Genomic DNA, 4,686 nt, shown 5'->3' with positions numbered 1-4,686 from the left:
CACCACGACGCGCTCTACCGCAGCTCGCAGCGCGGCTTCCGCGGCGCCCCGGCTACCCCTTGGCCCCGCGGTGGAAGATGCCGCCGCGGAAGCCCCGCTGCGAGCTGCGGTCGAGCGCGTCGTGGAGCTCGTCGTTCTCGGCGCAGGCCTCCTCGAGGCGCCGCTCGAGGTCGGCCACACGGTCGCGCAGGCCGGCGTTCTCGGTCTCCAGGCGGTCGTGGCCGTCGATGGCCACGGCGCAGGCCTCCTTGAGGCGGTCGCAGGTCTCCTCGAAGGTCCGGGCGCTCCTCACCAGGCGGATGGCCAGCACGCGGGAGTCGAGGTCGCGCCGGGTGGGCGTGCCCAGGGAGAGCGCTGAGACGAGCCCGTTCTCCCGGGTCACGCGCACGCTGCCAATGGACCACAGCTCGCCGTCCACGTTGTCGGCCGGCACGACGCAGGTGGCGAGGGCCACCTGCGCGGCGCAGCGCCGGTAGGCGGCCGTGCCCTCAAGGGGCTCGGAGGCCACCACGGCCACGGGCAGGCCGGCGGCGCGGGCCACGAGGGCGTCGTAGGCGCAGCGCTCGTCGCCGGCGAGCATCACGAGGGCGTCGGCCTCTGCGTCGGCGAGGGCCTTCTCGAGCGCTCGGGCGCGGTCGAGCACGCGGTCCTGGGGCGGGAGCGCCGCGTTGCCCGAGAGGCCCGAGGGGAGCGGACCGGCGGCGTCGCTCAGCACGGTGGGGGAGGAGCGCCTGGCGCCCAGGGCGTCGATGACGCGCTTGGCGCGGGCCACGTCGTCCCCCGCGTGGAGCAGGAACGCCGGTCGGTGCACACGGCCCCCCTCGAGGGCGAGGCCTTGGGCGGAGGCCAGCGCCACGGCGTAGGCCGCCACGTCGGCGTCGCCGCCGGCCACGGCGCCGCACACGTAGGGCGCGCCCCAGCTCTCGAGGAGGGCGTCGGCCGCCGCGGGCCAGTCCTCCACGCCCACGCGGTCGGGGAAGCACGCCACGGCCTCGCCGGCGAGCATGAGGGCCATGCCCTCCCAGTCGTCGTAGTAGCGCTCCCAGCGCTCGGTGCGGTTGAGGTACTCCACCACGACCTCGGCCGTGGCGCGGTTGGCGCACACCTGGCGGAATTCCTCGAGCGAGAGCGTGCCGCCCCCGTCGTCGGTGCAGATGGTGACCGAGCGGAGGTCGGGGCGCACGGTGAGGCGGGGGCAGAGGGTGGCCGCGAGGAAGCTCAGCACGGCCTCGTCACGGCTGGCCACGGCGCCGATGCCGATCTCCGCGAAGGCGCGGCGCACGAGCTCCGCTGAGAAGAGCCGGCCGCGGATCTGCACGGGCACCTGGCGCGTCACGAACATGGCGTCCACCACGTCGCGGCCCTCGAGGGTCTGCATGAGCGGGGAGACCACGCGGGCCACGGAGCCGGTGGTGCGGTCGTCGAAGACGTCGTCCGGGGTCACGCGGGCGGCGGAGAGGTCGCCGGTGTCGCCGGTGCGGGAGAGGGCGTCGGCCACGGTGGGGACGTCTGCGGGCACGGGCGCCNGCGCGCGGCCGGCGACGTACTCGACGGAAGGGACCACCACCTGGGCCTGGGCCTCATCGGCGGCCTCCACGAGGGAGGCGAGCGATCGCGGCTCCAGGCGGTNGCCAGCGTCGGTGAANACGATNCACCGGCCGCGGGACGCGCGCTGGCCCGAGCGGTACGACTCGAGGCGGCCGAGGGTGTCCGCGTGGCTCACCACGCGGACGGACGGGTCCTCGATGGCGGCCTCGGCCGCCACGCGGGCGGTGCCGTCGGTGGAGGCGTCGTCGACCACCACCACCTCGACGGTGGACGGGGCCTGGTCGAGGGCCGCCTTGACGGCGCGGCGGAGCGTGCGCTCGGCGTTGTGGGCACGGATGACCACGGAGACGTCGGGTTCCATGGGAGAGCCTCCTCGCTGGGTGTGTTTGGGGTGCGGGTGCGGGACGCCGGCCCTATCGTACCCCAGCGGGGAGGGGGAGCCGCCACCTCGGCGGCCCAGGGGACCCAAAACCCGGTGCGCCGGGCCGGGGAGCCCCATGGGTCACTCCTCGGCGGCTGGGTTCCAGGGTAGGCAGCCGGAGGCCACGAGCTGCCTGCGGAGCGCGCGGGCCTCCCCCTGGGCGGAGGCCAGGCGCGCCTGGAGGATGCTCACCTGCTCGCGCAGGCGCGCCACCTCGTCGGCGTCGGAGGCACGGGGCCCCATGGAGGAGTCGTCGTTGAGGCGCGGGTCGAAGAGCGGCAGCAGCGGTCCCTCCACCGCCGGTGCGGCGTCGCGGGGCGCGCCCTGCTCGAGGGCGTCGAGGAGTCGCGCGAGCCACGAGTCGCAGGTCTCGGACCCCTGGCGGGGCATCACGGCACCGCCGGTCGCGGCGCGCCAGAAGGGGGCGTCGACGGCCCTTGGGGGCGCGAGCACCGTGGCGGCTTGGGCGACGGCCACGAGGTCGTGCACACGGCCCGTCTCGCCGAGCGCCCACGCCAGCGAGGCGGGGACGCGCACGAGCACGGGGCGTCCGGACAGGCGGGCGACCANGAGGTCGAGGGGAAGCGCCGGGTCGCAGCAGAGCGTGCAGGCCACGGCGTCGGCGTCGTGCTCGTTGAGGACGGTGAGGAGGCGCCGTGCGCGCGGGAGGTACGACTCGCCGGGCTGCCAGTGCGGGAGCTCGAGCGTGGGTGCCACGGCGGCCCGATCGCGGTCGGCCAGGGGGACGGCCCTCACGGTCGAGTTGGCGAGGGCCAGCTCCATGGCCGGCCCCTCCGAGGCGGGCTCGTCGCCGGGGCCGAGCAGCACCGCCAGGGCGCCCAGGGGCTCCGCGGGCCGCGGGTCGAGGGAGGATGAGCCCTGCACGGCGTCGAGGACGGCCGCGAGCGAGTCGGCGCACCAGGCCCCCACGGCATCTACGGCCTCGGCCACGGGGAAGGCCGAGCAGAGCGCGTCGAAGGCCGCGGCACGGGCGCGGGGCTCCACGTTGGCGGGGAACCCGTCGAGCAGGGGTCTCGTGAGGCGAAGCGAGAGGGCGCGGTACGTGCGTCTCCGCTCGTCCCAGGCGTCGTGGCGGGAGATGACCCGTCCGGCCGCCCGCAGGGCCTCGGCGGCGGTGCAGAGCTCGGTGAAGGCCCGGACGTCCATGGCGGCGTCCCAGGGGCACCCGGCCTCGGGCGGGGCCACGGGAGGGGTGTCGAGCGACGCCATGGCGGGCGCCTCGAGCGCCATGGAGAAGAGCGCGAGCGTGCCGCCGGCCCGGCAGGGGCCCGTGGTCGGCAGGCCGTCGAAGGAGCGGCGGGCGAGGCCCGTCTCGCAGAAGACGCCGTTGAGCTCCAGGGGCTGGCACGGGTCGTCGAAGAGCCGCGAGCAGGGGTCGGACGCACCCGCGGTCTCTGGCGAGAGGAGCGACGAGGGCACCACGAGGGGGGCGCCGGTACGGTCGGCGCAGCGGAGGGCCATGAGGCAGGCGTCCCGCTCGAGCCGGCGGTCGGCGTCGAGGAAACAGGCCCAGGGGGAGGCGGCCTCGGCGAGGCCCGCGGCACGCGCGGCCACGGACCCGCGGCGCCCCTCGAGCGTGACGACGGTCACCCGGGGGTCGAAGGAGAAGAGCAGGCACACNAGGCCCGTGGCGTCGTCGGAGGCGTCGTCGACGACGACCACCTGCACGGCGACGCCGGTCTGGGAGAGCGCGCTCTGGATGGAGCCGGCGAGGGTCTCTCCGGCGTTGTGGGCGGGAATCACGACGGTAATACGGGGCTTGTCCATGGTGCCTCGATTCCGGGGATGACTTTCAATGCCGTTTCAGCATACCAGTTGAAGTCGATATGAAAAACAGGGACTCCAGCTCCGCCCCACCGAGGCCCTGTCCCATCACCCGGACACTTTTGTCCCAACGGTCGGGCACCTCTGTCCCACGGCGCCGTGGGACAGAGGTGCCCGACCGGGGCGAAGTCCCGGCGCCCGCCGCGGGGGGGGGCTAGGAGGCGCTCGCCGCGGGCGCGCCCTGGGAGGCGCCGTCCGACTGGGCCGACGCGCCGCCACCGGAGCCGGAGCCGCCGCCCGAGGTCCCCGCACCGGAGCCCGTGCCGGTGCCGGAGCCTGTGGAGCCGGACGTGCCGCCCGTCCCCGTTCCGCTCCCCGAGGCGTCCGTGCCGGTGCCGCCGCCGGTCGAGCCCGAGGTGCCGTCGGCGCCGGTCCCGCTGCCGGTGTTGCCGCCGCCGCCCGTGGCGGTCCCGGGGCCCGTGCCGTCGGAGGCACCCCCGCTCCCGGAGCCTGTGGAGCCGGACGTGCCGTCGGTGGTCGCGGCTCCGTTCGCGCCCGTCGGGGAGCCTGTGCCCGTCCCGGAGCCCGTGCCCGTGGACGGGGAGCCGTCGCCCGCCGCGCCCTTGTCGCCGGGGGCGTCGTCGGCGCCCTTGTCGGCGTCCGCGGCATCGCTGCGGGACGTGCGGACGATCGAGACCTTCTCGCCCAGCCCCTGGCCGCCCGTGGCCAGGGTCACGAAGCCCGCCGAGAGCCACACGCCCACGATGGCGGCGACCACGGCCACGGCCAGCACGCCCATGGTGACGCGCTTCTGCACCGTGCGGTCGTGCCGCGCGCGGGCGCGCTCGCGCAGGCCCTCGGGGGCGATGCGCGTGCCGTCCGGCGTGACGGTGCCGGACTCGTCCCCGGCGTCGCCCGCCGCCCCGGGTACC

3 protein-coding genes are annotated in these 4,686 nt (G+C 76.2%); all 3 read right to left on the bottom strand.

The genetic code is table 11. The features are described from left to right. Positions 1–52 precede the first annotated feature (52 nt). Positions 53–1,909, bottom strand: coding sequence for a glycosyltransferase family 2 protein (locus JX283_RS07810; protein ID WP_204830074.1), 1,857 nt, complete (start codon positions 1,907–1,909; stop codon positions 53–55). 141 nt (positions 1,910–2,050) lie between these two features. Further along, entirely contained in the window at positions 2,051–3,757 is a 1,707-nt protein-coding gene (locus JX283_RS07805) for a glycosyltransferase (protein ID WP_204830073.1), read from the bottom strand. Between the two features lie 211 nt (positions 3,758–3,968). Continuing rightward, positions 3,969–4,686 (bottom strand): hypothetical protein (locus tag JX283_RS07800; protein ID WP_204830071.1); only part of this gene is annotated, 718 nt, incomplete at its 5' end.

The sequence above is a fragment of the Olsenella sp. CU969 genome (assembly GCF_905219715.1).
GTDB lineage: Bacteria > Actinomycetota > Coriobacteriia > Coriobacteriales > Atopobiaceae > Granulimonas > Granulimonas faecalis.
Note: the sequence above shows the minus strand (reverse complement) of the source record. Positions and strands in the feature narration are given on the sequence as shown.